General features: G+C 68.6%; 24 protein-coding genes and 1 riboswitch. Of the genes, 10 read left to right on the top strand and 14 right to left on the bottom strand.

The window, feature by feature from the left end; all coding sequences use genetic code 11:
- Positions 1 to 22 precede the first annotated feature (22 nt).
- Both ACM26W_RS18400 and ACM26W_RS18405 read left to right on the top strand, forming a co-directional pair.
- Positions 23 to 703 (top strand): ABC transporter ATP-binding protein, encoded by a 681-nt coding sequence (locus ACM26W_RS18400; RefSeq protein WP_416138401.1) that lies wholly within the window; start codon positions 23 to 25, stop codon positions 701 to 703.
- On the top strand, positions 703 to 3,243 hold the full coding sequence (locus ACM26W_RS18405) for an FtsX-like permease family protein (RefSeq protein ID WP_416138402.1): 2,541 nt from the start codon (positions 703 to 705) through the stop codon (positions 3,241 to 3,243). Before ACM26W_RS18400 ends, ACM26W_RS18405 begins: the two co-directional genes overlap by 1 nt.
- A 46-nt stretch (positions 3,244 to 3,289) precedes the next feature.
- Here the strand turns inward: ACM26W_RS18405 and gloA are convergent, their stop codons facing one another.
- Complete coding sequence (gene gloA / locus ACM26W_RS18410) at positions 3,290 to 3,823, bottom strand: lactoylglutathione lyase (protein WP_416138403.1); 534 nt, start codon at positions 3,821 to 3,823, stop codon at positions 3,290 to 3,292.
- Positions 3,824 to 4,029: 206 nt separating this feature from the next.
- Here gloA and ACM26W_RS18415 point away from each other — a divergent pair, with 206 nt between their 5' ends.
- The 4 genes from ACM26W_RS18415 to thiE all read left to right on the top strand — a co-directional run bounded on the left by ACM26W_RS18415 (position 4,030) and on the right by thiE (position 5,938).
- A complete protein-coding gene (locus tag ACM26W_RS18415; protein ID WP_416138404.1) occupies positions 4,030 to 4,374 on the top strand; it encodes a hypothetical protein in 345 nt (114 codons plus the stop codon).
- 78 nt (positions 4,375 to 4,452) lie between these two features.
- Positions 4,453 to 4,938: a C40 family peptidase gene (locus ACM26W_RS18420; protein ID WP_416138405.1), complete on the top strand. Its 486-nt coding sequence runs from the start codon at positions 4,453 to 4,455 to the stop codon at positions 4,936 to 4,938.
- Between the two features lie 51 nt (positions 4,939 to 4,989).
- Positions 4,990 to 5,092, top strand: a riboswitch (TPP riboswitch).
- 38 nt (positions 5,093 to 5,130) lie between these two features.
- The gene (locus ACM26W_RS18425; RefSeq protein WP_416138406.1) at positions 5,131 to 5,331 is read left to right on the top strand and encodes a hydroxyethylthiazole kinase; all 201 of its coding nucleotides are present in this window, start codon (positions 5,131 to 5,133) and stop codon (positions 5,329 to 5,331) included.
- A complete protein-coding gene (thiE, locus tag ACM26W_RS18430) occupies positions 5,321 to 5,938 on the top strand; it encodes a thiamine phosphate synthase (RefSeq protein ID WP_416138407.1) in 618 nt (205 codons plus the stop codon). Before ACM26W_RS18425 ends, thiE begins: the two co-directional genes overlap by 11 nt.
- Before the next feature lie 147 nt (positions 5,939 to 6,085).
- Here thiE and ACM26W_RS18435 read toward each other — a convergent pair whose 3' ends face one another.
- On the bottom strand, positions 6,086 to 6,961 hold the full coding sequence (locus ACM26W_RS18435) for a DMT family transporter (protein WP_416138408.1): 876 nt from the start codon (positions 6,959 to 6,961) through the stop codon (positions 6,086 to 6,088).
- 229 nt (positions 6,962 to 7,190) lie between these two features.
- On the opposite strand from ACM26W_RS18435, the gene ACM26W_RS18440 reads away from it, so the two are divergent.
- The 4 genes from ACM26W_RS18440 to ACM26W_RS18455 are packed head-to-tail and all read left to right on the top strand — an operon-like array spanning position 7,191 to position 11,993.
- On the top strand, positions 7,191 to 8,732 hold the full coding sequence (locus tag ACM26W_RS18440; RefSeq protein WP_416138409.1) for an ABC transporter substrate-binding protein: 1,542 nt from the start codon (positions 7,191 to 7,193) through the stop codon (positions 8,730 to 8,732).
- Positions 8,729 to 9,712: an ABC transporter permease gene (locus ACM26W_RS18445; protein WP_416138410.1), complete on the top strand. Its 984-nt coding sequence runs from the start codon at positions 8,729 to 8,731 to the stop codon at positions 9,710 to 9,712. Before ACM26W_RS18440 ends, ACM26W_RS18445 begins: the two co-directional genes overlap by 4 nt.
- Positions 9,709 to 10,539, top strand: coding sequence for an ABC transporter permease (locus ACM26W_RS18450; RefSeq protein ID WP_416138411.1), 831 nt, complete (start codon positions 9,709 to 9,711; stop codon positions 10,537 to 10,539). Before ACM26W_RS18445 ends, ACM26W_RS18450 begins: the two co-directional genes overlap by 4 nt.
- Positions 10,536 to 11,993, top strand: coding sequence for an ABC transporter ATP-binding protein (locus ACM26W_RS18455; protein WP_416138412.1), 1,458 nt, complete (start codon positions 10,536 to 10,538; stop codon positions 11,991 to 11,993). Before ACM26W_RS18450 ends, ACM26W_RS18455 begins: the two co-directional genes overlap by 4 nt.
- A gap of 57 nt (positions 11,994 to 12,050) precedes the next feature.
- Here ACM26W_RS18455 and ACM26W_RS18460 read toward each other — a convergent pair whose 3' ends face one another.
- The 12 genes from ACM26W_RS18460 to ACM26W_RS18515 form a co-directional block, all read right to left on the bottom strand.
- Positions 12,051 to 13,469: a serine hydrolase gene (locus tag ACM26W_RS18460; protein ID WP_416138413.1), complete on the bottom strand. Its 1,419-nt coding sequence runs from the start codon at positions 13,467 to 13,469 to the stop codon at positions 12,051 to 12,053.
- Positions 13,470 to 13,646: 177 nt separating this feature from the next.
- Positions 13,647 to 14,420 carry a sulfite exporter TauE/SafE family protein gene (locus tag ACM26W_RS18465; protein WP_416138414.1) on the bottom strand — a complete coding sequence of 258 codons (774 nt, stop codon included), beginning with the start codon at positions 14,418 to 14,420 and terminating at the stop codon, positions 13,647 to 13,649.
- On the bottom strand, positions 14,417 to 15,490 hold the full coding sequence (locus ACM26W_RS18470; RefSeq protein WP_416138415.1) for an ABC transporter ATP-binding protein: 1,074 nt from the start codon (positions 15,488 to 15,490) through the stop codon (positions 14,417 to 14,419). Before ACM26W_RS18470 ends, ACM26W_RS18465 begins: the two co-directional genes overlap by 4 nt.
- Positions 15,487 to 16,521: an ABC transporter ATP-binding protein gene (locus ACM26W_RS18475; RefSeq protein ID WP_416138416.1), complete on the bottom strand. Its 1,035-nt coding sequence runs from the start codon at positions 16,519 to 16,521 to the stop codon at positions 15,487 to 15,489. Before ACM26W_RS18475 ends, ACM26W_RS18470 begins: the two co-directional genes overlap by 4 nt.
- A gap of 124 nt (positions 16,522 to 16,645) precedes the next feature.
- The gene (locus ACM26W_RS18480) at positions 16,646 to 17,614 is read right to left on the bottom strand and encodes an ABC transporter permease (protein WP_416138417.1); all 969 of its coding nucleotides are present in this window, start codon (positions 17,612 to 17,614) and stop codon (positions 16,646 to 16,648) included.
- Entirely contained in the window at positions 17,611 to 18,588 is a 978-nt protein-coding gene (locus ACM26W_RS18485; protein WP_416138418.1) for an ABC transporter permease, read from the bottom strand. The genes ACM26W_RS18480 and ACM26W_RS18485 overlap by 4 nt, the downstream gene beginning before the upstream one ends.
- Positions 18,589 to 18,655: 67 nt before the next feature.
- The gene (locus ACM26W_RS18490) at positions 18,656 to 20,236 is read right to left on the bottom strand and encodes an ABC transporter substrate-binding protein (RefSeq protein WP_416138419.1); all 1,581 of its coding nucleotides are present in this window, start codon (positions 20,234 to 20,236) and stop codon (positions 18,656 to 18,658) included.
- 114 nt (positions 20,237 to 20,350) lie between these two features.
- Positions 20,351 to 21,730, bottom strand: coding sequence for an L-serine ammonia-lyase (locus ACM26W_RS18495; RefSeq protein ID WP_416138420.1), 1,380 nt, complete (start codon positions 21,728 to 21,730; stop codon positions 20,351 to 20,353).
- Positions 21,731 to 21,817: 87 nt separating this feature from the next.
- A complete protein-coding gene (gene purU, locus ACM26W_RS18500; protein WP_416138421.1) occupies positions 21,818 to 22,684 on the bottom strand; it encodes a formyltetrahydrofolate deformylase in 867 nt (288 codons plus the stop codon).
- 67 nt (positions 22,685 to 22,751) lie between these two features.
- A complete protein-coding gene (locus ACM26W_RS18505; RefSeq protein ID WP_416138422.1) occupies positions 22,752 to 23,402 on the bottom strand; it encodes a sarcosine oxidase subunit gamma in 651 nt (216 codons plus the stop codon).
- The gene (locus ACM26W_RS18510; RefSeq protein WP_416138423.1) at positions 23,395 to 26,445 is read right to left on the bottom strand and encodes a sarcosine oxidase subunit alpha family protein; all 3,051 of its coding nucleotides are present in this window, start codon (positions 26,443 to 26,445) and stop codon (positions 23,395 to 23,397) included. Before ACM26W_RS18510 ends, ACM26W_RS18505 begins: the two co-directional genes overlap by 8 nt.
- On the bottom strand, positions 26,442 to 26,816 hold the full coding sequence (locus ACM26W_RS18515; RefSeq protein ID WP_416138424.1) for a sarcosine oxidase subunit delta: 375 nt from the start codon (positions 26,814 to 26,816) through the stop codon (positions 26,442 to 26,444). The genes ACM26W_RS18510 and ACM26W_RS18515 overlap by 4 nt, the downstream gene beginning before the upstream one ends.
- Between the last annotated feature and the right edge of the window lie 63 nt (positions 26,817 to 26,879).

The raw sequence follows: 26,879 nt of genomic DNA on the forward strand, positions 1-26,879 counted from the left end.
CCTCACCCTTCGGGAGCCCGCCATGCTCGAGTTTCGCCAGGTCCACAAGGCCTATGCCACCCCCCAGGGGCCGCTGACGGTGCTGGCCGGCGTCGACCTGGCGCTGTCCCCCGGCGAGAGTCTGGCGCTGATGGGCGAGTCGGGCAGTGGCAAGTCGACCCTGCTGCATCTGGCCGCGGGGCTCGACCTGCCCGATGCCGGTGAGGTCCGCCTGGCGGGTCGTGCGATATCGTCGCTCAGCGAACCCGAGCGGGCCCGGTTGCGCCGCGAGGCGGTGGGGCTGGTGTTCCAGCAGTTCCACCTGGTGCCGAGCCTCTCGGTGCTGGACAACCTGCGCCTGCAGGCGCGGCTGGCCGGCGTGGAGGACCCGGACTGGTCGGCGGAGCTGATCCGCCGGCTGGGGCTGGCCGGGCTGGAGCGGCGCTACCCGGAGCAGCTCTCCGGCGGCCAGCAGCAGCGCCTGGCCATCGGCCGCGCCCTGGCCCCGCGACCGGCGCTGCTGCTGGCCGACGAGCCCACCGGCAACCTCGACGAGGCCACCGCCGGCGAGGTGCTCGAGCTGCTGCTCGAGCTGGTGCGCCAGACCGGCTGCACCCTGCTGATGGTGACCCACAGCCCCCAGGTCGCCGCCCCTCTGAACCGCTGCCTGGTGCTCTCCCGCGGCCGGCTTGCCCTGCGCGACGCCGCCGAGGCCAGCGCCTGATGCGCGTGGTGCTGGCCACCCTGCTCTCCCACTACCGGCGCCACCCCGGCCAGCTGGTGATGTTGCTGCTGGGCCTGTGGGTGGCCAGCGCCCTGTGGAGCGGCGTCCAGGCGATCAACGCCTCGGCCCGGGACAGCTATGCCCGCGCCGAGTCGCTCTTCTCCACCGGCCTGGACCGCCTGGAGCGCCGCGATGGTGAGGCGCTGACCCGCGACGACTTCCTGGCCCTGCGCCGGGCGGGGGTGCCGGTCTCGCCGCTGCTGGAGGGCCGCCTGGAAGCCCCGGACGGCACCCGCCTGACGGTGATCGGCATCGACCCGCTCACCCTGCCCGGCGACAGCGAGTTCGCCACCGCCGGCAGCTCCTCCTCCTCAAACCCGGGCGAACTCACCGGCTTTCTCTCTCCTCCCTGGCAGACCCGGCTGGCGCCGGATCTCGTGGACGCTTTTGGCCTGGCCAGGGCCGACGCCGAGGGCGCCACCCCGCGGTTGGCCGATGGCCGCCCTCTGCCGCCGCTGACCCTGGCCCCGTCGCTGCCGCCGGCCACCCTGGTCATGGATATCGCCGCCACAGCGGCCCTGCTGGAAAGCGGCGAGCGGATCTCGCGACTGGTCGCCGCCCCCGGAGCCCTGGCCGAGGCACCGGACGGACTGATCCTGACCCGCGCCGACGTGCTGGTCTCGCCGGGCCAGCTCACCGAGAGCTTTCACCTCAACCTCACCGCCCTGGCCCTACTGGCGCTGGTGGTGGGGCTGTTCATCGTCCAGGCGGCCCTGGGCCTGGCCCTGGAGCAGCGCCTGGGGATGCTGCGCACCCTGCGTGCCCTGGGGGTCTCCGGTCGCGCCCTGGTGGCGGCGCTGGCCCTGGAACTGGTGCTGCTCGGGGTGCTCGGTGCCCTGGCCGGCATCGCCGGCGGGGTATGGCTGGCCCGGGCACTGCTGCCTGACGTGGCCGCCACCCTGGGCAGCCTCTATGGCGCCGGGGTGGCGGCCGAGCTGAGTCTGCCCTGGCACTACTGGGCCGGCGGCGTGGCGGTCACGCTGGGCGGCCTGCTGGTGGCTGGCAGCGGCGTGCTGTGGCGAGCGGCGCGGCTCAGCGTGCTGGGGCTGGGGCAGGCCCAGGCCTGGCGCGCGGGCTTCCGGCGCCAGCTGACGCTGATGACCGCCGCAGGAGGCGTGGCGGCCCTGGTGGGCCTGGCGCTGGCGGCCTGGCTGTCCCGCCTGCCGCCGGGCGAGGGGCTGGTGGCCGGCTTCGGCCTGGCAGGCGCCCTACTGCTGGCCAGCGCCCTGTGGCTGCCCCCGCTGTTGGGTGTCGCCCTGGCCGGCCTGACCCACCTGGCAAGGCATCGCCCGCTGGCCCAGTGGACCCTGGCCGACCTGCAGCTGCAGCTGCCGCGGCTGTCACTGGCCATGATGGCGCTGCTGGTCGCGCTCTCCGCCAATCTGGGGGTGAGCAGCATGGTGGGCGGCTTCCGCCTGACCTTCCTGGAGTGGCTGGACCAGCGCCTGGTGGCCGACCTCTACCTGCGCCCGCCGGCGGAGCAGTTCGCGGTGATCGACGACTGGCTGGCCGAGCGCCCGGAGGTGGCCGAACGCCTGGCCACCCGGCGTAGCGAGACCCGCCTGCTGGCCATCGAGCCCGACGGCACAACGGTAGGCAACGCCGTGGCAGACCAACCCGAGGAGCGCCACCTGCCGGTGGGGCTCTACGCCATCACCCCCGGCGAGACACTCACCGCGAGCTGGCCGCTGGCCGCCACCCATGACGGGCGCGAGGCGGCCTGGGCGGCATTTCGCGATGGGGCGGCTTTCGTCAACGAGCAGCTTGCAGTGGCCGAGGGCATCGCCCCGGGGGACTGGCTGCGCCTGGAGGCACCGGGCGGCGATGCCCGACTGCGCGTGGCAGCGATCTACCCGGACTACGGCAACCCCCGCGGCGAGGTGCTGCTGGCCGCGCCGCATCTGGCCGAGCGCTTCGGGGCACCGCCGGGCTCGCTGGGCATCGTGCTGACCGCAGGCGCCGACGGCGCGGCACTGGCCAACGATCTGGCCGACGCCTTCGCCCTGAGCCGCGACAGCGTGCAAGACCAGCGCGAGGTGAAACGCATCGCCACCGGCATCTTCGAGCGCACCTTCACCATCACCCGGGCACTCAACGCCCTGACCCTGGGCGTGGCGGCCCTGGCGCTGCTGGCCAGCCTGCTCGCCCAGGCCGGAGAGCGCCGCCGCCGGCTGGCGCCGCTGTGGGCGCTGGGCGTGCCCCGGGCACGGCTGGGCCAGCTCCAGCTCGCCCAGCTGGGCGGCGCAGCGTTGGCCACCGGCCTGCTGGCGATACCGCTGGGCATCGCCATCGCCTGGGGGCTGGTGGCGGTGATCAACGTGGCGGCCTTCGGCTGGCGCCTGCCGCTGCACCTCTTTCCCGGCGAGATCGCCCTGACCCTGGCCACCGCCGTGGGCGTGGCGCTGGCCGCCGCCGCCCTGCCGGTGCTTCGCCTGTGGCGCACCCCACCCCGGGCCCTGCTGGCCGAGGAGGCTTCCTGATGCGCCGCCGTCGCATCGAGCCGCCGCGGGGTCAGTCACTCGCGGCTCAATCGCCCAGGTCGGCCAGGCGATCGGCCTGGACCACCTCGATCCAGTAGCCGTCGACGTCCTTCACGAACACCACGTTCTTCATCTTGCCCTGATCGGCACGCTTGACGAACTCGACGCCGTTGGCGTCGAACCAGGCCTCGGCGGCCTCCATGTCCGGCACGCTGAAGCAGATATGGCCGAAGCCCTGGGGCTCGGCGTTGCCGTCGTGGTAGGCGAAGTCGGCCTGGTTCTCGCTACCCCAGTTGTGGGTCAGCTCCAGCAACCCCTTCTGGCTGAAGGTCCAGACGGTGCGCTCGCCCGGCGCCTCGGGTACCGCCTCACCCTCCTCCAGCTTGGCCAGGAAGTAGAGCGAGAACTGCATCTCCTCGAAGTCGAGACGGCGCAGCACCCGCATACCGAATACCCGCGAGTAGAAGGACAACGCCTTCTCGGGGTCCTTCACTCGCAGCATGGTGTGATTGAAGCGAAAGCCTGCGCTATCGGCGGTGGGGGTCTGGACACCGGGGTACTGCTCACCCTTGAAGCTCATGGGCGACTCCTGTCTGCCATGGGAAAAGGTCCTCTGAGCATGGGGACAGCGGCGGAATATTTCCAGTTCCGACGGCGAAAGACTTGTACAAATACTTTTATAGCTAAATTAAAAAGCCATAATGGCAAAATATTTACGGAAAAATCACCCAAATAGCTCTACATTGATTGTACAACATCGACAACCAGCAGTCCTCGGAGAATCCCATGTCCGCCCATGCCTACCAGCTGAGTGACCATATCACCCTCAAGGAGCTGGCCCGCGCCGTCTCCCAGGGCTTTTCGCCGATCGTCGAGGTGGAGTCGATGGACGGCATCTACACGGTGCGCCTCCACCATGGCACCGGCGTCTCGGAGCTCTCGGATGCCAAGGGACACACCCTGACCTTCCTCGGCACCGGTGAGATCCGGGACCAGCTCGGTGGCATCGGCCTGACCCACGGCGTGCTGACTTGGTCGGATCAGTGCGGTGACGAGATGATCGGCGTGCCAGGCCATGCGATGACGCCGGACGAGATGCTCGCCAATGGCACCCGCATCGCCTTTCGTTGACAGGCGTGTGGCGGAGGCTTCCCGAGCCGGGTGGCAGGGGCTAATGTAGAGGCATCTCTCGTCAGCGGAGCTCCCCGCATGACCACTCTGCCCACCTGGCGACTCACCACGACCCTGACGCTGCTCCTGCTGCTGGCCGGCTGTGCCGGTCGGGAGCTAGCCGTGCATGACCCGTCCCCCGGCGAAGGCCTTTCCATCGAACGCGTACTGATCCTGTCCGCCGCCCAGAATGCCCTGGGGACACCCTATCGCTTCGGGGGCAATTCGCCCTCGGGGCTAGACTGCTCGGGACTGGTAGAAATGGCCTATGGCACCGCCGGCATTCCGGTGCCGCGCACCGCCGACGACCAGTTCCGCGCCCTACCCTCCGCGTCCCGAGCCCGCCCCGGCGACCTGCTGTTCTTCGATATCGCCGGGCGCGGCAAGGCCAGCCACGTGGGCATCTACCGCGGCAACGGCCAGATGATCCACGCCCCGGGCCGCGGCCGCCCGGTGGAGAGCGCACCGGTGGAGATCGCCTACTGGCAGGAGCGCTTCCTGGGCGCGGCACGGGTAGCGCCCTGAGCCTCTCTTGCCTGGGCAACCTGGCCGCGTATGATCGACCACCAGAACCATCGAATACGACAGGGGCGCCGTGGTGGAGCACTACTGCGGCTGAGAGGCACCCTTGGAACCTGACCCGGATAATGCCGGCGTAGGAAGTCGTGCAGCCCCGGCCTTGGCGCCTGCCTGCAGCTCCCGCGCCCGGGAGGCCGCATGTCCCACACGATTTCCCCCTCGATCGACCCCGCCTCGCACCTGTCCCGGGTGCGCGAGCGTGCCCCGCTGGTCCACAACATCACCAATCTGGTGGCCATGAACACCATGGCCAACGTGCTGCTGGCCATCGGCGCCCCGCCCGCCGATGGCGTAGCCCTGAGGGGCCGCCTGCGACTGGAGATAACCGATGCGACTTGATCTATCCCTGTATCTCGTCACCGACCCCGGCCTGTGCGCCGGGCACGGCCTGATCGAGACCGTGGTGGCCGCGGTGCGCGGCGGCGTGACGGTGGTGCAGCTGCGCGACAAGCATGCCTCGGATGGCGAGATGATCGACCAGGCGCGCCGGCTCAAGGCGGCGTTGGCCGGCAGCGGCGTGCCGCTGATCATCAACGACCGCCTGGCGGTAGCCCTCGAGAGCGGCGCCGACGGCCTGCACATCGGCCAGGACGACGGCGAGGTGGCCGCCGCCCGCGCGGCGCTGGGCGAGCGGGCGCTGCTCGGCCTCTCGGTGCAGACACCGGCGCAGCTCGCCCGAGTGGATATCGAGCGCCTCGACTACCTGGGGCTGGGTCCAGTGTTCGCCACCCTGAGCAAGCATGACCACGCCGAGCCGCTGGGCTTAGAGGGCCTGGCGTCGCTGGTGGCGGCCAGCCCCCTGCCGGTGGTGGCCATCGGCGGGCTCAAGGCCGAACACGCGGCGGCGGTGCGCCAGGCCGGCGCCCAGGGCCTGGCGGTGATCTCGGCAATCTGCGGACGCCCCGACCCGGAGGCCGCGGCGCGCCGTTTTTTCTCCGAAACATGAGGTGAAAGAGAAGGCTTACAAACGTTACGAGCGAAGGTCAGGCAAGGCGAAATCATACGAAAAAGCGGAGTTTACATGCTGTAAATGAGCATTTTGAGTGTGTTTTCAACACAGCATGGCCGAGCGCAGTAGTTGGTAGGCCTTCTCTCAGGAGGTGGGGCGGCGCTTGAGGGTAGTCCGGCCTTCGCGGTAGGCGATGGCCAGGCCGCTGCCAATGATCAGAGCACTGCCGACGAAGACCCAGAGGTCCGGCATCTCGCCCCAGAACCACCAGCCCAGCAGCACCGCCCAGAGCATGGCGCTGTAGTCGAAGGGCGCGGCGATGGCCGCCGGGGCATGGCGGAACGCCAGGGTGATGAAGGCGGTGGCTCCCACCCCGAACAGCCCCGAGCCAATGAAGGCAAGCCAGTGCCAGGGGTGGGGGGTCTGCCACACCCAGGGCAGCGCCAGGGCGGTGATCACGAAGGGCACCAGGGTCATGTAGAAGACCATGGCCCAGAGATGCTCGCGGCTTCCCCAGCGCCGCGCGGTGATCATCATCAGCGCGTAGAAGGCCGCCGCCCCGATCAGCGCCAGGGCGCCGGGTTCGAAGGCTGCGCCCCCGGGGCGAACCACGACCAGCACCCCGGCGAAGCCCACCAGCGAGGCGATCAGCACCGGCCTTTCGATGCGCTCGCCCAGCAGCGGCACCGAGAGCAGGGTGACGAACAACGGCGCCACGAAGGCGATGGCGGTAGCCTCGGCCAGGGGAAGCAGGGTCAGGCCCAGCACGAAGCAGACCATGGTGCCGGTGTAAATGAGCCCGCGCAGCAGGTGCACGCCGGGGCGTCGCGTACGCAGCTTGCGCAGCCCCCCACCGAAGTGGGCCAGCGCCGCGATCAGCGGCAGCGACACCAGGGTGCGGAAGAAGATGATCTGCAGCGGCGAGTGAACCTCGCCCAACCACTTGGCGATGGCGTCGCCGATGGCCAGGCAGAGCACCCCCAGGCACATGAAGCCGATTCCCTTGAACGACGATGACATGCCACCTCTCCCCTGCGCCGCGCCCGATGACCCAAAAATACCACCCCGCCGGCCAGGGGCCGGCGGGGTGAATGTGTTTGCCTAAGCTAGAAGCTTCGCACGCGAACGGCAAGCCGTCTGGCGCGGGCCACCCCGCCTTGGTCGTATCCAGACCCGACACTTCCTTTCAGGCATTGCCATGCGCCGATATTGTTATGTTATAAAGTTACTTTTTTGAGGTCGCTTCGATATGCTGAGACGTTCCGCCCTGATCACCGGCCTGGCCCTGGCCGCGCCCCTGACGCTGGCCACCCTGGTACAGGCCGACGGCCGCTCCCTGGATGTCGTCGCCCCCTGGGAAATCACCGGCCTGGACCCTTCCACCTCAGGCTATGTGTTTGCCCGCATGGGCATCGCCGAGACGCTGGTCGACACCGATGAGGAGGGCCAGCCCAGCGCGGGGTTGGCCACCGCCTGGCAAGTAGCTGATGACAACCTCGCCTGGCGCTTTACGCTGCGTGACGACGTGGTCTTCCATGACGGCACGCCGCTGACCGCCGAGGCCGCCGCGACGAGCCTCGAGCACGCCCTGAGCAAGCCGGGCATGCTCGACTCGGCGCCGATCGAGGCTATCGAGACCGAGGGCGACGAGGTGGTGATTCGCCTCTCGGAGGCCTTCGCTCCGCTGCCGGCGCTGCTCACCCACTCCACCACCCTGATCCTCGCCCCTAGCGCCTTTGGCGAGAATGGTGAGGTGCGTGACGTCATTGCCACCGGCCCCTACCAGCTGGCATCGCTGGCCCCGCCGCAGCGCCTCACCGCTGAGCGCTTTGCCGATTACTGGGGCGAGGCACCGGCCATCGAGCAGACCAGCTACCTGGCGGTGGGCCGCGGCGAGACCCGCGCCTTGATGGCCGAAAGCCGCGACGCCGATATCGTGTTTACTCTCGACCCGGCGAGCCGCGCCAGGCTGACGCGTAACGATCGGCTCAGCCTTCACACCGAGCCGCTGCCGCGCACCATCGTGCTCAAGGTCAATGCCGGCCACCCCTTCCTCGACGATCAGCGCGCCCGTCAGGCCTTGAGCCTGGCCGTCGACCGCAGCGGCATCGCCACCGGCCTGCTGCGCCACCCCGAAGCGGCCGCCGCCGAGCTCTTTCCCGACGCCCTGGGCCCTTGGCACCTGGGCCTGGACGCCAGCGAGGCCCAGGATCTCGACCAGGCCCGCCAGCTGCTCGCCGAGCTGGGCTGGGAGGCCGGATCCGCCGGTCTGCTCGAGCGCGACGGCGAGCCCTTCCGCCTGACCCTGCGCACCTTCTCCGACCGCCCGGAGCTGCCGCTGGTGGCCACGGCGCTGCAGGATCAGTGGCGCGAACTCGGCGTGGAGATAAAGGTCGCGGTGGGCAATGCCAGCGGAATTCCTTCCGGCCATCAGGATGGCAGCCTGGAGCTGGGCCTGGCGGCGCGCAACTACGGCCTGGTGCCCGACCCGCTGGGCACCCTGCTGGATGACTTCGGCAGCGACCCGGACAACATGGGCGGTGACTGGGGCGCCATGGGCTGGTCGGATGCCGAACTCGCCGGCTGGCTGGCCACCCTGCGTCACGACACCGACCCCGAGGTACGCAGCGAGCTGGCCGGGCGTATCGCCACACGTCTCAACGAGGCCATGCCGGTGATCCCGGTCGCCTGGTACCAGCAGACGGCCGCCGTCGGCACTCACCTCGCAGGCTTCAGCATCGATCCGCTGGAGCGCAGCTACCGCCTCGAGGAGCTGAGGTGGGCCGAATGAGCAGCCTGACACTGAGCCGCGCCCCGACGCGCCGAGCCTCTGGCCTGCGCAGCCTGTTGCTGCAGCGGCTGTTCCAGGCCGGGCTGGTGGCCTGGATGGTGGGCACCCTGACCTTCGTGCTGACCCGCACCCTGCCCGGCGACATGGCCTATCGCATCGCCGCCGGCCGTTACGGCCACGATATGGTCGACAGCGCCGCCGCCGAGGCGGTGCGCGCCGAGCTCGCCCTCGACCAGCCGGCGATCACCGCCTACCTCGGCTGGCTGTGGGACCTGCTGCAGTTCGACCTGGGGCGCTCGCTGGTAAGCGGCGAGACGGTGATTCACGAACTCTGGCATCAGCTCGGCCACTCCCTGGACCTGGCAGTGATGGCGGTGCTGCTGTCGCTGCTGATCGGCCCACCCCTGGGGCTGCTGGCCGGCCGCAAGCCGGCTGGCCTGCTCGACCGTAGTAGCGAAGTCGCCGCCAGCGTGCTGCGGGCGCTGCCGCCCTTCGCCGTGGGCCTGCTGTTGATCATGCTGTTCTCGGTGACACTCGGCTGGCTGCCTGCCGCCGGCCACGGCCGCTTCACGCATAGCGTGCTGCCGGCGCTGACCCTGGCGCTGGCACTGGCCGCGGTCTCCAGCCGGGTGGCGCGCAACGCCATGGCCGAGGTCTCGCAGTCGGCCTACTTCGCCTTTTCCCACACCAAGGGGCTGGGCGCGCGGCTCAGCTTCCTGCGCCACGGACTGCGCAATGCCGCCCTGCCGGTGGTCGCCTACCTGGGCGTGCAGTTCGTCTACCTGATCGAAGGCGTGGTGGTGGTCGAGACGCTGTTCGCCTGGCCGGGCATCGGCCACGCCCTGGTCCACGCCATCGTCGCCCGCGATGTGCCGATGATCCAGGGCACCGCGCTGGTCATGGGCCTGATGTTTGTGGCCCTCAATACCGCCGTGGACCTGCTCTGCCACTGGCTCGACCCGAGGAGACGCGAGGCATGATGCCCACGATGCTCACCGCTCCCCTGCCACACCTCGCCTGGCCATCGCTGAGCGCCCGCCAGCGCCTCGGCGCGCTGCTGCTCGCCCTGCTGCTGGCCTTCGCCTGGCTGGTGCCGTGGTGGCACGACGCCGACCCGGCCCGCCAGCAGTTGGTGCGCATCCTCGAGCTGCCCTCACTGGCCGCGCCACTGGGCACCGATCACCTGGGCCGCGACATGCTGGCGCGCACCGCCGCCGCCCTGCGCCTGTCGCTGGGCATGGCGCTGCTCAGTGTGGTCACAGCCGCCGTGCCGGGCCTGCTGTTCGGGGTGATCGCCGGCTGGCGCGGCGGCTGGCTGGACCGGATCCTGGGCAGCGTGGCCGACGCCTGCCTGGCCCTGCCGGGCCTGCTGCTGGTGCTGCTGCTGGTAGCCATCGCCCCCGGTAACTTCTGGGCCCTCTACGTGGGCATCTCGCTGGTGCTGTGGATCGAGTATTTCCGCGTGGTGCGGGCGCGTACCCGGGTGCTGGTCGCCTCCCCTCAACTGGAGGCCAGCCGCCTGCTCGGCTTCGGGCCGCTGTACCTGTTCCGACGCCATCTGTGGCCGGAGCTCGCTCCCCAGGTACTGACCCTGGCCGCCTTCGGTGCCGCCAGCGCGATACTGGCCATGGCGGCGCTGGGCTTCGTCAGCGTCGGCTTGCGCCCCCCCACCGCCGAGCTGGGGCTGATGATGATCGAGCTGCTGCCCTACTACCATGAGGCGCCCTGGGCCATGGCCCAGCCGATCCTGGCGCTGTTCATACTGGTCTTCAGCCTCAACCTGCTCGCCGGGAAGGACCCAAGATGAGCCACCCTCTCCTCCAGGTCACCGACCTGACCATCCAGGGCGATGGCGTGACCATCGCGCCCTTCTCCCTCGATCTGGCCTCGGGCGAGCGCCTGACCCTGCTCGGCGAGACCGGCTCGGGCAAGAGCCTGATCGCCCAGGCGATCATGGGCACGCTGCCACGTGGCCTTACCCCCAACGGCCACCTCGTCATCGATGGAGAGCCCTACGCCGCCGCCGATGTCGCCGCCCGCCGCGCCCTCTGGGGGCGGCGTCTGGCACTGCTGCCCCAGGAGCCCTGGCACGCCCTCGACCCCACCATGTACGCGGCCGCTCAGATAACCGAGAGCCATCGCTACGTGGCCGGCCTGTCGCGCGGCAAGGCGCACCAGGCCGCCCAGCGCGATCTCGCCGAGCTGGGCCTGGAGGACGCCGGCGGCAAACTGCCCGGCGAGCTCTCCGGCGGCATGGCCCAGCGAGTCGCCTTTGCCGCCGCCAGCGCCGGTGGTGCGCCCATCGTGATCGCCGACGAACCCACCAAGGGGCTCGATGCCCCACGCCGCGACGCCGTGGTCGAGCTACTGGCCAGGACGCCAAGGGCCGGCGGCACGCTGTTGACCATCACCCACGATATCGATGTCGCCCGCCGCCTGGGCGGTGAGGTGGTCATCCTGCGTCAGGGGCAGGTGGTCGAGCGCGGGCCGGCCGAGCAGGTACTCGGCACACCGCAGACCGACTACGGCCGGCGCCTGCTGAGCGCCGAACCCTCGCGCTGGCCGGTGCCGCCACCGCTCACCAGTGCGCCGGATGCCACGCCGGTGGTAACGGCTCGCGGCCTGGCCAAGTCCCGCGGCGGACGCCAGCTGTTCCGCGATCTCGACGTGAGCGTGCGCCCCGGAGAGATCGTCGGCGTAGTCGGCCCCTCCGGCTGCGGCAAGAGTACCCTGGGCGATATACTGCTGGGGCTGGCGACCAGCGATGCCGGCGAGATCCAGCATGCGCCGGGGCACCGGCTGGGCCTGCAGAAGCTCTATCAGGACCCACCGGCGGCCTTCTCATCGCACTGGAGGCTGTCACGGCTGCTCGACGACCTGGTACGTCGTCATCGACTCGACCGAGCTGACATCGCACCGCTGATGGAACGCCTGGGCCTCGACGAACGGCTGTTGACGCGGCGTCCCGGCGAGATCTCCGGCGGCGAGTTGCAGCGCTTCGCCATCCTGCGCGTGCTGCTGCTCGCGCCACGCTTTCTGTTCGCCGACGAGCCCACCTCGCGCCTCGACCCCATCACCCAGCAGCAGACCTTGAGCCTGCTGGTGGAGCTAGCCCGGGAGCGGCACTGCGGGGTGATGCTGGTCAGCCACGACCCGGCATTGATCGAGCGGCTGTGCGATCGGCAGCTGGCGCTGAACGCAGAAACGCCAGGGCCCGGTACGGAGCATCCCGACCGGGCCCTGGCGATGGATACCGTGTGATGAAGCAGTCAGCGCCAGCACGAAAAGCCGGCGGGCGAAGCCCGTCTTCAGGCAGGTCTAGAGGCTTGCGTTGATCACCATGCAGTCCATGCCCTCCTGGGCCAGGCTGCGGCAGGCGCGATAGGCCTGGTTCTCGTCGAGGTTGACCAGCCGGGCGCGGAAGATCGCCTGGGAGCCGCTCACCTCGTCGATATCCACCCGGGCATTGAAGAGGTCCTGGCTGAGCCGGCCGGCGGCATGGCTGGCGTGCTGGCGCGCGTTATCGGGATTGGAGAAGGCCCCGACCTGCACGCCCCAGTTGGGGCTTGAACCCGCCGGCTCGAGGCGGTGCAGGGTTTCGCTGCGCTGGGCGGAGGGTGGCTCGGCGCGGGTCATCAGCTCGTGGATCGGGTCGTTGGCGGAGCCCTGTGCGGTCTGCGGCAGCGAGGTCCGGGCCGAGGGCAGCGGTTCCGGAGCCTGCAGGCTGGCCAGCTGACGTGACGGCGCGGGCAGTTGCACCGGTTCGGGGGCCGAGCGACTGGCCAGTTGACGCTCTGGCTGGCGGACTGGCGCCGCCGGCGTCACGGGGGCCGCCGCTGGCGCACCCTCCATGCTCATGCGGTCACCGGAGAAGTCCGCCTGGGCGACCCAGTCGCCGCGGCCAAAGAGCGAGGCGCGCACGAAGCCGCGGTCGAGCAGGTCGGCCATGTGGGTATCCCGCGAGGCGGCGGTGAAGCCCCCCATCACCACCGAGACCAGACGGCGGCCGTTGCGCACCGCCGAGGTGGCCACGTTGAAGCCCGAGGCTCGGATGAAACCGGTCTTCATCCCGTCCGCTCCGGGATAACTGCCGAGCAGACGGTTGTGGCCGGTGATGGTCTGGCCATTCCAGGTGAAACGGGTCTGGGAGAAGTAGTGATAGTACTGGGGGAAATCCTGCATCAGCCGAATCGACAGGGTCGCCATGTCCCGGGCGGTGGTGGTCTGGCCGGGATCGGGCAGGCCGTTGGGATTACGGAAGGTGGTGCGCAGCATGCCCAGCTGCCGCGCCTTGTCGGTCATCATACGACCGAAGCTTGCCTCGCTGCCGCCCAGTGCCTCGGCCACCACGACCGCCACATCGTTGGCGGAGCGGATCACCAGCGCCTGGATGGCGGTCTCCACGGGCAGGGTCGAACCCGCCTTCACATAGAGCTTGGACGCCTGCCTCGAGGCCGCATAGGAGGAAACAGGCAGCGGCGAGTCGAGACGCAGATCCCCCCTCTCCAACTGCTCGAAGAGCATGTAGAGCGTCATCATCTTGGTCAGCGACGCCGGATAGCGGGTCTCATCGGCATTCGCGGCGTGAAGTACCTCGCCACTTTCCATGTCGACCACGATGGCGGCGTAGCGCGGATTGGCCTGGGCCGGATTGGCCATGACGATGGCCAGGCATGCCAGCAGCGCGATCGCGCCAATGCCATGGCGCCGGATTCTGATTATGGTTGCGGTCACCATCTGCGTTCCCTCTGCGTTCCCCTGCGTGCCGCATGGGCGACACTGCCTCACTAGGCATTATGAACGGGAATCCCCTGCTGTACAGGGTGCTAAAACAGGAAAAGGCGGACTTTTCTGCACTTTCACATTTCCCCCCCTCCGTCGGACAGTTGGCGATGCACGAGGCGACGCTCACCACTACCCGCCCTGGCCCAGCAGGCGCGCCAGCCCCAGCCAGGTCAGGCGCAGCGCGAGCAGGGTCAGCGCCCACTTGAACAGGGCGTCGAAGCGGTGCTCCGAGAGCCGGTGCAGCAGGCGCAGGCCCAGCCAGGTACCGAGAAAGCCCGAGGCCACCATGGCCAGCATCAGGGCCAGCCAGTCGCGGAACACGAAGCCGGCCACCCCGAACACGAAGGCCTTGGTGAGATGCTGGGCGCTCATGCAGGCGGAGAAGGTGGCCACCTTGCCCAGCCGCCCTTCGGCGCCCTGCTTGATGAAGGCCGCGACCATGGGGCCGCTGGCCCCCACCAGGCTGGAGAGCAGCGTGGTCACCGCTCCCGCCAGCAGGGTGCCGACGCGTCCCAGAGCACGCTTCGGCAGCCCCGGACCCCAGCAGGAGTAGAAGACAAAGGCGGCGATGCACAGCTCCAGCACCCCGGTCGGCAGGCGCACCAGCAGCCAGGCCGCGGCCAGAGCGCCCAGCACCACGCCGGGAAGGAAAGCCGCCAGCAGGGTGCGGTCCACGTGACGCCAGGTGAGCACGGTGCGACCGGCGTTGGACCCGAGCTGTACCATGCCATGCACCGGAATCAGCGCCGCCGCCGGCATCACCTGGGCAAGCGCCATGATCATCAGCAGCCCGCCGCCCACGCCCACTGCGGCGGTCACCGCCGAGGTAAACGCCGAGACCAGCACCAGCACGGCGTTCACGCTCCCCGACAGCGGCGAGAGCACCTCCAGCAGCGTCATCATGATGCGATGCGCCCCTCCTCCACCGCGTGGCAGGCCACCTCGCTGCCGTCGCTCCTGGCGATCAGCGCCGGCACCTCGGACTCGCAGCGCGCGAAGGCATGGGGGCAGCGCGGGTGGAAGGCGCAGCCCGAGGGCGGATGCACCGGGTTGGGCACCTCCCCCTCGATTACCGTGCGCTCGCGGCCCTCGCCCTCCAGCGAGGGCACCGCCGCCAGCAGCATCCGCGAGTACGGATGGTGGGGAGTGGCGAACAACTGGTCGGCGGGAGCGATCTCGGCGATGCGGCCCAGGTACATCACCGCGATGCGGTCGGCCATGTGCTTGACTACCGCCATGTCGTGGCTGATGAACAGGTAGGTCAGGCCGTATTGCTGCTGCAGGTCCTTCATCAGGTTGAGGATCTGCGCCTGCACCGAGACGTCCAGCGCCGAGGTGGGCTCGTCACAGACCATGAACTCCGGCTCGTTGGCGAGCGCCCGGGCAATGGAGATGCGCTGGCGCTGGCCGCCGGAGAACTCGTGGGGGTAGCGCAGCGCATCCGCCGGGGACATGCCCACCTGCTCGAGCAGCTCGCCGACCCGTCGGCGGCGGTCGACGCCGCCCATCTCGGGGCGGAAGAAGCGTAGCGGCTCGCCGATGATGGTGCCCACCCGCCACAACGGATTGAGGCTGGCGTAGGGGTCCTGGAAGATCATCTGGAAGCGCTGGCGGATCGCCGCCGACTGCCGGCCGGAGCGCCCGGCCAGGTCGCTGATGTCCTGGTTGTCGAAGATGAGCCGGCCGCGGGTCAGGCCGTAGAGGCCGACGATCAGCCTCGCCACGGTGGACTTGCCGCAGCCGGATTCGCCCACCAGGGCGACGGTCTCGCCGCGGCGGATGGTGAAGCTCACCCCGTCCACCGCCTTCAGCGTCAGCTTCTCGGCACGCTCCAGCACCCGGTTGAGCCACGGCTTGGAGACATCGAAGTGGCGCGCCAGGTCGGTGGCCTCCAGCAGCACCTCACCGCTCTCGGCGGTCGGGGTCGGCCCGGTCTGACGAGACCCGGTCTGAATAGGTTGAATCCGGCTCATCGGGCTGTCTCCCCGGGGCTATCCAGAGCTGGCTCGCCCTGTCGTGTATCCAGTGCGTCGCGGCGCGGCAGCGGGTTCTCGGGGTCATGCAGCCAGCAGGCGGCCCGGCTGCCGCCGGCCGGCAGCAGCTCGGGCCGCTCGGTACGGCAGCGCTCGGCGGCATGGGGGCAGCGCGGGTTGAAGGCGCAGCCCGTGGGGATCGCCGCCAGGCGCGGCATGGCGCCCTCGATCTGGTAGAGCCGCTCGCGGCGCTCGGCCAGGCCCGGAATGGAGGCCATCAGCCCCACGGTGTAGGGGTGCTGCGGATGACGGATCACCTCGTTCACCGGGCCGATCTCGATCAGCCGCCCGGCGTACATCACCGCGACCCGGTCGGCGGTCTCGGCGATCACCCCCATGTCATGGGTCACCAGCATCACCGCCGCGCCGCGCTCGGCGCAGACCCGCTTGAGCAGGGCGAGGATCTGGGCCTGCACCGAGACATCCAGCGCCGTGGTGGGCTCATCGGCGATGATCAGCTCGGGCTCGGCGGCCAGGGCCAGGGCGATCACTACCCGCTGGCGCATGCCGCCGGAAAACTGGTGGGGATAGGCGGCAAGCCGCGCCTCCGGCGCCGGGATCCCCACCTCGCGCAACAGCGCCAGGGCCCGCTCCCGGGCCTGCTTCTCGCTGATCGGCAGGTGGGTGCGCAGCGTTTCCATCAGCTGGTCACCGATGGAGAACAGCGGGTTGAGGCTGGTGAGCGGGTCCTGGAAGATCATGCCGATATGCCGCCCGCGCAGCGGCACGAAGTCCTCCTCGGCGAGGTGATCGATGCGCTGTCCGGAGAGGCAGACCTCGCCGCCGGCGATGTGGCCGGGCGGCTCCAGCAGGCGGATCACCGCGTTGCCGGTCATCGACTTGCCGGCGCCGGACTCCCCCACCACGCCGAGGACTTCCCCGGGGGCGATATCGAAGGAGATGTCGTCCAGCGCCACCAGGGTGGCGTGGCGGGTGGGAAACTCCACCCGCAGCCGGCGCAGGCTGAGCACGGGTTCCTGTTGCGACACGTGACCGGCACTGTGATCGACGGCGCTGGTATCAACGGAGCGCTTGTTAACGGAGCTCTTGTTATCGGAGCTCTTGTTATCGGAGCTCTTGTTAACGGAGCTCTTGTTAACGGAGCTTGGGGTTGAGGACATCACGCAACCAGTCTCCCAGCAGGTTGACGGAGAGCGCCAGCAGCAGCAGCGCCACCCCGGGGAAGAGCAGGATCCACCACTCTCCCGAGAACATGTAGTCCTGGCCGACCCGGATCAGGGTCCCCAGGCTCGGCTGGGTGGCCGGCATGCCGACCCCGAGGAACGACAGCGTGGCCTCGGCGATGATCGCCAGCGCCAGCCCGATGGTGCCGATCACCAGCACCGGGCGCATCACGTTGGGCAGGATGTGCTGGAAGAGGATGCGATGATCCGGCAGGCCGATCACCCGGGCCGCCTGCACGTACTCCTTGCCCTTCTCCACCATGGTCGCCCCGCGCACCGCCCTGGCGTACTGCACCCAGTCGGAGAGGCCGATGGCCACGATCAGCACGATGATCGCCACCTCGGCGTGCATGGAGCGCGGCAGGAAGCCGCGGATCACCCCGAAGATCAGCAGCGCCATCAGGATCGACGGGAAGGTCAGCTGAACGTCGGCGATGCGCATGATCAGGGCGTCGCGCCAGCCGCCGCGGAAGCCCGCCATCAGGCCCAGGGCAGTGCCCAGCGCCAGGGCGAAGAGCACCGCGGCGAAGCCCACCAGCAGCGAGATGCGCGAGCCGTAGAGGATCGCCGAGAAGACGTCGCGGCCCTGGCTGTCGCTGCCCAGCAGGTAGAAGTTGCCGGTGAAGTCCGAGGTGGCCAGCGGCGGCGTGAAGGCGTCGATCAGCTCCAGCTGGCGCGGATCGAAGGGGTTCTGTGGCGCGATCCAGGGTGCGAACAGGGCGCCGGCGAACATCACCAGGGTGACCAGGGTGGCCAGGATCACCACCGGCTGGCGCTGCCAGGAGTAGACGATATCGCTCGCCAGAAAGGTCCGCAGGGCTCCCGACGGTTTCGCTGCTGCGGGTGATGAGGCGTCGGATCGTTGCACGTCCTGGCTCATCTGGCACCTCCCTGCGCACGCAGTCGCGGGTCCACGGCGTAGTAGAGCAGGTCGACGACCAGGTTGATGACCACGAACACCAGGGCAATCATCATCAGATAGGCCGCCATCACCGGAACGTCGACGAAGCGCACCGCGGTGATGAACAGCGCCCCCACGCCGGGCCACTGGAACACCGTCTCGGTGATGATGGCGAAGGCGATGATGGTGCCCAGCTGCAGGCCGATGATGGTGATCACCGGGATCAGGGTGTTCTTCAGCGCATGGCGCAGGTTGACCACCCGCTTCGAGAGCCCCCGTGCCCGGGCGAACTTGATGTAGTCGGTGCGCAGCACCTCGAGCATCTCTGCACGCACCAGTCGCATGATCAGGGTGAGCTGGAAGAGGCCGAGGGTGATCGCCGGCAGGATCAGCGAGCGCAGACCGCTGGCGGTGAGCAGGCCGGTATTCCACCAGCCCAGGTCGATCACCTGGCCGCGGCCGAAGGCGGGCAGCCAGCCCAGCTCCACGGCGAACAGATAGATGAGCAGTATGCCGATCAGGAAGGTGGGTAACGACACGCCGATCAGCGAGGCGGTCATGATGAATTTCGACAGCCAGCTGCCGCGCTGGATGGCGGTATAAATGCCGAGCACGATGCCCATGACCACGGCGAAGATCGCCGAGATGATGGCGAGCTCCAGGGTGGCCGGCAGTCGCTCGAGGATCAGATCACTGACCGACCGCGCCGAACGGTAGGAGATGCCGAACTCGAACTGGGCGGCATTGACGACGAACTGCCAGAACTGCACCACCACCGGCTGGTCGAGCCCGAGCTGGACGCGCAGTGCCGCACGATCGGCTTCGGTGGCCTCCTGGCCGAGCATGTTGAGCACCGGGTCGCCGACGTAGTGGAACAGCGAGAAGGAGATGAGCGCGACCACGAACATCACGAAGATGGCCTGCAGCACGCGCTGGATCAGGAAAGCGAGCATGGGGTGTCCATAACGTTGTGCCCCCCGGGCGCTTGTGGCGGCCGGGGGGCTTGGGCGTTTCCAGCGGTCAGTCGTTGAACTTCAGGTACTTGAAGTGCGGTGTGTTCTCGCTCTGCACCTTGAAATCGATATCGTCGCGCATCGACCAGGTGAGCATCTGGTGGTGGATCGGGATATAGACGATCTCGTCGTGCACGATCTGCCAGGCCTCACTGATCAACTCGTTGCGCGTCTCTTCATCGGTCTCCTGGCCCATGGCCACGGTCAGCTCGTCGACCCGCTCGTCGGAGTAGCCGGTGAAGTTCCAGCTGCCGCGATCGCCCTCCTTGGTGTGGTAGAGGTAGTTGAAGACGTACTCGGAGTCCATGGTCGGCACGCCCCAGCCGAGCATGTAGAAGTCGTACTCATCGCGGGCCAGCTCGGCGAAGTGCAGCGAGCGAGTCTGGGCGATCAGGTCCACGGTGATACCGATGCGCGCCAGCATGCTGACCACCGCCTGGCAGATCTGCTCGTCATTGACGTAGCGGTCGTTGGGGCACTGCAGGGTGACGCGGAAACCGTCGCCGTAGCCCGCCTCGGCCATCAGCTCGTTGGCACGGGTCATGTCCGTGGGTACGACCTCGTCGAGCTCTGCGGAGTAGCCGTTGACGAAGGGCGGGGCGATCATGCCGGCGGGCTCGGCGTTGCCGCGCATCACCGCGGTCTGAATGGTGGTGGCATCCACGGCAAGGTTGATCGCCTCGCGCACCCGGCGGTCGGCGAAAGGGTTGTCGTCGGTGTCGGCGCTGCGCAGCTCGGCGGAGGCCAGGTCCATGCCCAGGAAGATGGTGCGGTTCTCGGCGCCCTGCTCGTTCTTGAGGCCCGGGGCGTTGGCCAGACGCTCGATGTCCTGCACCGGGGTCTCCTGGAGCAGGTCCACCTCGCCGGAGAGCAGTGCCGCCACCCGGGTGGCCGCCGACTCGATGGGGGTGAAAATCAGCGTGGTGATCTCCATGGGATAGTGGTCGATGCCCCAGTAGTCGTCGTTGCGCTCGAAGACGGTACGCACGTCCGGCTCGCGACTCACGACCCGGAAGGGGCCGGTGCCGTTGGCGTTGCGCACCGCATGGGTCTCCTCCCCGGCGGCGTAGTTCTGCGGCTCCTCGACGCCATGCTCTTCGGCCCATTCGCGGCTCATGATGAACAGGTTGGTGAGGTTGTTCGGCAGCAGCGGGTTGGGTTCATGGGTTTCCACATGCACCGTGGTGTCGTCCTCGGCACGGACCTCCTTGATGGCGGTAAGCAAGCCACGCATGTCGGCGTGCTCGTGGCGGGCTCGGTCGAGGGAGAAGACCACATCGTCGGCGGTCAGCGCCTGACCCTCGTGGAAGGTCACGCCATCGCGGATCTTGAACACCCAGATATGTGGGTCATCCCCGTGGACGAACCACTCGGTGGCCAGGCCCGGCTGGTACGCCACGTCCATGTCCTGGTAGATGAGGGTGTCGAAGATCTGGTGGTTGACCGAGTGGGTCGGCCCCTCGTTCTGGGAGTGGGGGTCCATGGTCAGGCTGTCCGCGGAGCGGGTCCAGCGCAGGGTCTCGGCGTGGGCGGCGGAGGCCACCATGACCCCGGCCACGGCGGAGGCAAGCAGTGTCTTCCTGAGCATCTTGTTATTCCTCGTTCAAGCGTTTGATGGGCGCATGCCCTGAGCATGTTTCTCCCATAACGTAGACGAGAAGAGAAGCATCCTGCCGAAACGGTCTTTCAGCGCTACCCCCTTTCAACACTCGATGGCGTTGACCGCCAGGCCGCCCATCGAGGTCTCCTTGTACTTCGCCTGCATGTCCGCCCCGGTGTCGCGCATGGTGCGGATCACCTTGTCCAGGGAGATGAAGTGTTCGCCGTCGCCGCGCAGCGCCATCTGGGCGGCGTTGATCGCCTTCACCGAGGCGATGGCGTTGCGCTCGATGCAGGGCACCTGGACGAGCCCGCCCACCGGGTCGCAGGTCAGCCCCAGGTTGTGCTCCAGGCCGATCTCGGCGGCGTTCTCCACCTGGCCCACGCTGCCGCCCATCACCTCGGTGAGGCCCGCCGCGGCCATGGCACAGGCGGAGCCCACCTCGCCCTGGCAGCCCACCTCGGCGCCGGAGATCGAGGCGTTCTTCTTGCACAGGATGCCCACGGCCCCGGCCGCCAGCAGGAAGTCCACCACATCGCGCTCGCTGGCCCCCTGGCGGAACTGCATGTAGTAGTGCAGCACCGCCGGGATGATGCCCGCCGCACCGTTGGTGGGGGCGGTGACCATACGCCCGCCGGCGGCGTTCTCCTCGTTGACCGCCAGCGCATAGAGGTTGACCCAGTCCATGGCCGACATGGTCGTCGCGATCAGCGAGTCATCGTCGCTGGTATCCTGCATTCGCTGGTGCAGCGACCGGGCGCGCCGGCGAACATTGAGCCCACCGGGCAGCACGCCCTCTGCCTCCAGTCCCTTGGCCACACAGTCCTTCATGGCCTGCCAGATCCTGCAGAGCTCGGCTCGCACTTCTGCCTCGCTGCGCCACACCTTCTCGTTTTCCAGCATCAGCTCGCTGATCCGCAGACCACTCTCCCGGCACATGCGCATCAGGTCGGCCGCGGTCTGGAAGTTGTAGGGCAACTGGGCCGCATCGGCGTCGAAGTCGCCCTCGGCCGCCTGGGCCTCGTCGATGACGAAGCCACCGCCCACCGAGTAGTAGGTGTTGCAGTAGAGCTCGCCGCCATGGCCATGGGCGATCAGCCGCATGGCATTGGGGTGGTGGGGCAGGCTGTCGGGGTGGAACTGCATGTCACGGGCCCACAGGAAGGGCACGCTATGACGGCTGCCCAGACGCAGCGCCTCGGACGCCTGCAGCTCCTCGATGCCGGGGCCGATGATGGCGGGATCGATATGATCCGGCCGCTCGCCCATCAGCCCCATGATCACCGCGCGGTCGGTGCCGTGGCCGATGCCGGTGGCGGAGAGGGAGCCAAAGAGCTGGACCTCGAGGCGAGTCACCTGTTCGAGCCGTTCACGCTCCTTGAGCTCGCCGACGAAGTCGAAGGCGGCCCGCATGGGACCCACGGTATGCGAGCTCGACGGCCCGACGCCGACCTTGAACAGATCGAAGACGCTGATTGGCATGCTTATTACCCTCTACCAGAATTATTATCGGGGCTGATCCGAGGGCAGGCCTGCCCCCGGCGCCCCTTGCTATTGATGCGGTGATGGTTAGCGGTCAAAGACCACGGTGCGCTTGGCGTGCAGGAAGACGCGACGCTCCACGTGCAGGGCCACCGCCCGGGCCAGGGTGAGGCACTCGACATCGCGTCCCTTGGCGACGAGGTCCTCCGGGTAGTCAGCGTGACTCACCGGCTCGACGCCCTGGGTGATGATCGGCCCCTCGTCCAGGTCGTCATTGATGTAGTGGGCGGTGGCGCCGACCAGCTTCACGCCCTTGTCGTAGGCCTGGTGGTAGGGCTTGGCGCCCTTGAAGCCCGGCAGCAGCGAGTGGTGGATATTGATCGCGCGGCCGCTGAGCTTCTCGCACAGGTCGCTCGACAGCACCTGCATGTAGCGGGCGAGGATCACCAGCTCGGCACCGGTCGCCTCGACCACCTCACAGATTCGGGCCTCCTGCTCGGGCTTGGTCTCGGGTGTGATCGGGAAGTGGTGGTAGGGAATCTCATGCCACTCCGCCAGGTGCGCCAGGTCCGGGTGGTTGGAGACGATGGCGCGAATATCGATCGGCAGCTGACCGATGCGGTAGCGATAGAGCAGGTCGTTGAGGCAGTGATCGGCCTTGGAGACCATGATCACCACCGGCATCCGAGTACCCGGGGCGGTCAGTTCGAAGGTCATGTCGAACTCGGCGGCGCGCTCGGCGAAGCCGGCCTCGAAGGCCGCGGCGTCGAAGTCCTCTTCCACAGGCCGGAACTCGGTGCGGATGAAGAAGCCGCCGCTCTGCCGGTCATCGAAGGAGTGCTGCTCGGTGATGTAGCAGCGGCTCTCCTTGAGGAAGCGCGTCACCACATCCACGGTACCGAGCCGGCTGACGCACTGGGCCGCCAGGATCCAGCGATTGTTGTTGTCGTGCATGATGTTCTCTCCCGGGGTGGCCGGACGGGGCCGGCGGCTGCCGGCCCCGTCACTGTCACTGTCACTGTCAGTCGTCGACGCCGATGGCGTACTCGGCGCCGGCGTCGAGAATCCAGCGATAGCAGTAGTCGGCGAAGCTGCGACGCAGCACCAGCTCCCAGCGCGTCTCGGTGGGCCGGCGCAGGATCAGGTTCGCCTTGGCGAATACCGTGGTGACCCCCTTGCCCACCGGGAAGGCGTCCGGGTGGACGTCGTAGGGCGTGGACTTCATCAACAGCTCCCGGGCCTTCTCGCCCTCGAGCTCGAGCAGGGTCTGGCCGCCGCTGACATTGACGATGGCGTAGTGGGCGTCGCCCAGGGCCTCGCGCAGCCTGCCCTCCAGGGCAAACTCCTCGCCGCCGGGGACGATCAACAGCCACTCGTCGGGCGACAGCCACTGGATCGAGCGCTCGCCGCTGTCGTCCTGGCTGAGCGCATTGGGGCGCCCCGGCAGGCCGAAGCCGAGCACCCCGCGGACGGCCTCGTCGAGCACGATGGCGCCGCCGCGCAGGATCAGGTGGCCGAGCATGGCCCGCTCGCGCAGCACCACGCGGCTCTTCTCGCTGGCGCTCGGGCGGCCGCTGTTCTGGTAGGACCAGGCCAGCGGAGACTCGGCCGGCACCTCGGTGTCGGGGCGCGCATCATAGAGGTTGAACCAGTTGGCGGTTTGCTCAGACATGCTGGCGCTCTCCCTTGGGGTCGTAGAAGATCGGGCCGACGATTTCCGCGGCGTGGGTCTGGCCGTCGGCCATGGGCAGGTAGACTGTCTCGCCCATGCGCGACTGGCCGCCCTTGACCACGGCAAGGGCGAAGCCGCTCTTCAGCGTCGGGCTGTAGTAGCTCGAAGTCACATGGCCCACCATGGGCATGGGAATGGCATGGTCCGGATCGAAGACGATCTGGGCGCCCTCCTCCAGCACCACCGCCGGGTCCTTTGGCTTGAGGCCCACCAGCTGCTTGCGACCGGTACGCCGGGTATCGGAGCGCGACAGGGCACGCTTGCCCACCCAGGCGTAGGGCTTGTCGTAGCCGATGGCCCACTGCATCCCCAGGTCCTCCGGGGTCACCGAGCCGTCGGTGTCCTGGCCGGCGATGATAAAGCCCTTCTCGGCGCGCAGGACGTGCATGGTCTCGGTGCCATAGGGCGTCAGGCCATACTTCTCGCCGCGCTCGAACAGGGTCTTCCAGACGTGCATGGCGTAGTTGGCCTGGACGTTGATCTCGTAGGCGAGCTCGCCGGTAAAGGAGATCCGGAAGATCCGGGCAGGCACCTCGGCCACCTTGCCCTCCCGCCAGTCCATGAACTTGAACCGCTCACGATCCAGATCGATATCGGTGATCTCGGCCAGCAGGTTCCGCGCCTCGGGCCCGGTGATGGTCATGGTCGCCCAGTGGTCGGTCACCGAGGTGAAGGTGACGTTCAGCTCCGGCCACTCGGTCTGGTGCCACAGCTCCAGCCACTCCATGACCCCGGCGGCACCGCCGGTGGTGGTGGTCATCAGGAAGTGGTTCTCGCCCAGGCAGCTGGTGGTGCCGTCGTCCATCAGCATGCCGTCGTCCCGGCACATCAGCCCGTAGCGCGCACGGCCGACCTCGAGCTTGGTCCATTTGTTGGTGTAGATGCGGTTGAGGAACTCCCGGGCGTCCGGCCCCTGGATATCGATCTTGCCGAGCGTGGAGGCATCGAGAATGCCGACCTTCTCGCGCACCGCCAGGCACTCGCGGGCCACCGCCTCGGCCATACTCTCCTGCTTGCCGTCGACACGATTCGGAAAGTACCAGGGGCGCTTCCACTGGCCGACGTCCTCGAACTCGGCGCCGTGCGCCACGTGCCACTGGTGCAGGGGGGTGTAGCGCTCGGGGTCGAAGAGGTCGCGACAGTGGCGGCCGGCGATGGCGCCGAAGGTCACCGGCGTGTAGTTGGGCCGGAACACCGTGGTGCCCACCTCGGGGATCGACTTGCCCAGGCAGCGCGCGGCGATGGCCATGCCGTTGATATTGCCGAGCTTGCCCTGGTCGGTGCCGAAGCCCATGGCGGTGTAGCGCTTGACGTGCTCGATGGACTCGAAGCCCTCGCGGGTGGCCAGCTCGATGGCCGCCGCGGTGACGTCGTTCTGCAGGTCGACGAACTGCTTGGGCGCGCGCAGGGTGGGCTTCTCGTGGGGCACCTGGTAGAGCGCGCAGGCGGCCCCTTCGCGGATGGCATCGACCTGGGGCAGCTCGACGGCACGGGCCGTGCGGCCGAGATCGGCCAGCGCCTTCGCGGCCGCAGCGGCGCCGTCGGCCAGCCCCCCGGCCAGGTCATGGATACCGCGGGCGCTGCCGGCGGCATGCACGCCCTTCACCAGGCTGGGCACGAAGCCGAGGATCTCGTCGTCCCAGGTCGGCCGCGCGCCGGTATGTGAGGCCAGGTGGATCACCGGGCTATAGCCGCCGGAGCTGGCGATGGTGTCGCAGGCCAGGGTCTCGGCCTGGCCGCTCACCCTGAAGGCCGCGGCATCGATGGTGGCGACGCGGGCGCCGCTGACACGCTTGTCTCCCTTGGCCTCGAGCACCGCCGAGCCGGTGATAACGCGAATGCCACGGGCGCGAGCCTGCTCCACCAGCTCACCGTCCGGCGACTGGCGCGCATCGACGATGGCCACCACCTCGCGGCCGGCCTCATCCCAGTCCAGGGCGGCGCGGTAGGCGTGGTCGTTGCTGACGGAGAGCACCAGCTTGTTGCCCGGCACCACACCGTAACGGCGGATATAGGTGGAGACGGCGCCGGCCACCAGGTTACCCGGCACGTCGTTGCCCGCATAGACCAGCGGCCGCTCGTGGGCGCCGGTGGCCAGCAGCACCTGGCCCGCGCGCACGCGATGCATCCGCGACCGGGAGGGGCGGTAGCCGTCGACGACCGGCGCGGTCTCACCGAGATGCTCGGTGCGCCGCTCATGCAGAGTGACGAAGTGGTGGTCATGGTAGCCGTGGGCAGTGGTGCGAGGCAGCAGGGTGACGTTGTCGAGCCCGGCGAGCTCGGCTACCACGCGCTCCGCCCACTGGGCGGCGGGCTGGTGGTCGAGCAACTCGCGGCTGTCGAGCAGGGAGCCGCCCAGTTCCTCCTGCTCGTCGCAGAGAATCACCCGGGCCCCGCTGCGGGCCGCGGTCAGCGCCGCGGCCAGACCGGCGGGACCGGCGCCGATCACCAGCAGGTCACAGTGCTGGTTGAGGTGGTCATAGCTGTCCGGGTCGCGCTCCATGGGGCTGCGGCCCAGACCCGCCCCCTTGCGGATGTATTTCTCGTAGGTCATCCACATGGAGGCCGGGGCCATGAAGGTCTTGTAGTAGAAGCCCGGCGGCATGAAGCGCCCGCCCAGCTTGCCGACCAGGCTCATGGCATCGCGCTGGACGTTGGGCCAGCCGTTGGTACTCTGTGCGGTGAGCCCGTCGAACAGCGCCTGCTGGGTGGCCCGCACGTTGGGCACCTGGGCGGCCTCGGTGCTGCCCAGCTGGACCAGCGCATTGGGCTCCTCGGCGCCGGCGGCGACGATGCCGCGGGGCCGCGAGTACTTGAAGCTGCGGTTGACGATATCCACCCCGTTGGCCAGCAGCGCCGAGGCCAGGGTGTCGCCGGCATGGCCCTGGTAGCGCTTGCCGTTGAAGGTGAAGCTCAGGGTATGAGCGCGATCGATGCGCCCGCCCTCACCAAGACGATTCGGCTGATTCAACGACTGGCTCATGCCTTGACTCCTTCCTGACGCTCGACCACTTTCGCCTCGGCGGCGACGTTCTCGGCCGCCACTGTCTCGGCGGGCTTGCCCTCGGGATGCTCGGCGGTGAAGCGTGGCGACTCGCCGATCTTGTACGTCTCGAGGATCTCGTAGCTCACGGTGTTGCGCGTGATGTTGAAGAACTTGCGACAGCCGACGGCATGCACCCACAGCTCGTGGTGGATGCCGCGCGGGTTGTCACGGAAGAAGAGGTAGTCGCCCCACTGCTCGTCGGAGCAGGCCTCGGGGTCCTCGGGGCGAGCGATATGCGCCTGGCCCTTGGGGTGGAACTCCTCTTCCTCGCGGTGCTCCTCGCAGTAGGGGCAGTAGATAAGAAACATTTTTTATTCCCCCCGTAATCGGGATAGAAGCTGTGAGCTTCTGCGTCAGCGAGCCGCGTGAGG

The sequence above is a fragment of the Halomonas sp. HK25 genome (assembly GCF_047795635.1).
Taxonomy (GTDB): Bacteria; Pseudomonadota; Gammaproteobacteria; order Pseudomonadales; family Halomonadaceae; genus Halomonas.